We start from the raw sequence: 2721 nt of genomic DNA on the forward strand, positions 1-2721 counted from the left end.
TCTCCTGTCGCACGGGCGGTCACTTCACCTTCATCTCGCCGCGGATGAAATCGAAGCGGATCCGGACCCAGGCACCGACCATCTTCTTGCCGCCGATCCGCGGCGGCAGCACGCGAAATTGCCACGCCGCTTGCCTAAGCCCGCGCGCCAGCCCCGATCCCGGCGGCGATTCGCCGAGCGAGCGACAATTGTCGACATGATAGTCGGCGATCGTCTGGCAGGCGATCAGCGCCCAGCTGCCCGGCGGTCGCGACGGCGGCAGGTAGAAATCGAGCTGCGACGAGGTCGGCTCGGTATACCATTCCGCGTTGTAGAGCCGCGCACCGCCGGGTCCCTCGCCCGGGCCATAGGCCGAGCCGCTGTTCTTGCCCGCGCCCGCACCCTCGCCGTCGCCACCCGCATCGTCGGCGTCACCGGGGCGGGCGGGGATCTTCGAGATATCGGCGGCGTCGAACAGCTCCATGCCGCCTGCCATCAACACCGGCGGGGGGGCTGGCGAGGAGGGCGGCGTGGTCGCGGCGGGAGGCGATGGATCCTTGCGCGCCCGGGGCGCGGCGCCGCCGCTCGGCGTCTTGACCTTGGCGACGGTGCGGTCGCGCGGCGAGGGCGTCGGCGTATCCGCGCGATCGGGGAGCAGCGTGAATTCGGTCGGGCGCTTCTCGATCACGCGCGGGGCGGGCGGCGGTGGCGCGAGCCGGAGCAGCAGCCACACGATCAGCAGATGCGCCGCCACCGTCAGCGCCATCGATGCGGCACGCCGCCTTACCGACGCCTGTCGGAAGTCCGGCACTGGCAGGGAGGACGCCGAACGCATGCCGGAGCCGCCTAGACCCGGGCGCGGGGGACCGCCAGTGGGTTATTCCGTGGGCGCCAGGAACCGTCGCTTGAGCGGTCTTGTGGCGATACCGAGCCGCCTGTTCCGTGTGCGGTGAGGTAGCCGTTGCCAAGTAAGAGATGATGGTCGCGCGCAGACGCTGAGGTGGTGCGCTCCCTGCCGCTGCATGGCTCTTTGGAGCGGGTCCCTGCTGTTGCCGATCAGCTGCAAGAGCCGCTGTGCGGCACGCTGATCTTCTCCGCGTCCTCCGCGTCTCCGCAAGACCACCCTCTTCCCATTGCGCGAAGCGGCCGACTTGAGCATTGCGCAAGCCACCAAGATCCACCACCCCGGCGAAGGCCAGGGCCAGGTGAGGAAGGCGCGTGACGACGCGCGCACCTCCGTTACAACCCGCTCCCGACCCCGGCCTCCGCCGGGGTGGTGGAAGGTGGTGGGGCGCTCTGAGAAGCGCCGGTGATCCACCGGCTCTAGCCGCGATCCGCGCTCATCGGGATCGATTCGTCATGCCGCAGGCTGCGACGAGCGCGAGCGCCGCCATGTCCACCAGCCGGATTCGCGTATCGCTTCTACCATGACCCTCACTTTCGGAGTCTTGGGTGAATGCTCCCACGAACCGGCGGGCGTGCACAATGATGCACGGCCGCCAGCCTTCACTCAAACGTTTGCACTGCTCGCGTGCAAAAGGCTGCGAATGTTTTCCTTCACCCGTGCCAGCGTCTTCTCGGTGATCTTCAGGTCGCGCTCCGATACGCCCTCCAGCACGTGGTCGTTGAGCTCGGCACCCACGGTCTGCATCTGGCGGATCGTCTCGAAACCCTTTTCGGTGATGAAGATCCGGCGGGCGCGGCGATCGCGGGCGTCGAGGCGGCGCTCGACATGGCCGCTCGATTCGAGCCGATCGATCAGCCCGCCGATCGTGACCTTGCCGACGTCCATGTCGCGCGCGAGGTCGACCTGCATCGTGCCGTTGTTCGATTCGCGCGACAGATAGGCGAGCACCGACCATTGCGATCGGGTGACGCCGAGCGGCTTCATCCGATCGTCGAACAGCGTCCGCCGCATCCGCGACACGTCGTGCACCAGGAAACCGAAGCGGAACGGCTGCGCCGTCGGCTTGGTCACGGTATCCAGTTCGGCTTCTTCGTCGACCACCAATTGTTTCGTCATGCTGTCCATTGCCATTCCCACCATGTGTCAGAGCAGTGATCGATTCATTACCCAATAATATAGGATAAACTACTCCGGTATGATACGTAGGTTGTAGTTTCCTGTGCCGACGCGGGACGGTGGCCACGGCTTCCCGGCGGTAGCGGAACCGATGGCGGGAATCGCCAGATTGTGGCGAGCGATCTGTGGTGTTGGGCCGATGCTCGCGGCGCGGCGCACGTAAGCCCTTGCACGATCACGGTTCTTACAACTGGCACATAGATTGCGAAAGCAGGGTCATCAGCGCCGACGCTCGGCGCACGAGAGGACCAGACCATGCCAGCATCGCCATCACCGTTGTTCGACCGCCCCGACACCTTCTTCGGTGTCTGCGAAGGTCTGGGCCAGGATCTCGGCTTCAACGCCAACTTCCTGCGCGTGCTGCTGGGCGTCGCGGTATTGTGGAACCCGGTCGTGGTGATCGCCACCTATCTGGTGCTCGGGCTGGCGGTCGCGCTGGCGCGCTGGATCTATCCGGTTGCGACCGATCAGACCACCGTGCAGGCCGGCGCCAATTAAGCAGCGGCTTGCGCGGCCAGGGCGCGGTAGGTGTTCTTGAGGCTGACCTTGTCGATCTTCTCGGTGCCGAGCCGCGGCAGCGGCGCTGCCGAGATCCAGATCTGGCGCGGCACCTTGAACGCCGCGATATGCGCTTCGAGGAACGCGCAGAGTGCGTCCTC

Annotated in this window: 3 protein-coding genes; 1 reads left to right on the forward strand and 2 read right to left on the reverse strand. The window is 66.3% G+C overall.

The features are described from left to right. Positions 1 to 19: 19 nt before the first annotated feature. Positions 20 to 814, reverse strand: coding sequence for a hypothetical protein (locus VF643_RS05385; protein WP_331042348.1), 795 nt, complete (start codon positions 812 to 814; stop codon positions 20 to 22). Positions 815 to 1489: 675 nt separating this feature from the next. Beyond that, positions 1490 to 2011: a MarR family winged helix-turn-helix transcriptional regulator gene (locus tag VF643_RS05390; RefSeq protein ID WP_331042349.1), complete on the reverse strand. Its 522-nt coding sequence runs from the start codon at positions 2009 to 2011 to the stop codon at positions 1490 to 1492. A 306-nt stretch (positions 2012 to 2317) separates the two neighbouring features. On the opposite strand from VF643_RS05390, the gene VF643_RS05395 reads away from it, so the two are divergent. After that, complete coding sequence (locus tag VF643_RS05395) at positions 2318 to 2560, forward strand: PspC domain-containing protein (protein WP_331042350.1); 243 nt, start codon at positions 2318 to 2320, stop codon at positions 2558 to 2560. The last annotated feature ends 161 nt before the right edge of the window (positions 2561 to 2721 follow it).

It is taken from the genome of Sphingomonas sp., assembly GCF_036387595.1.
Lineage (GTDB): Bacteria > Pseudomonadota > Alphaproteobacteria > Sphingomonadales > Sphingomonadaceae > Sphingomonas.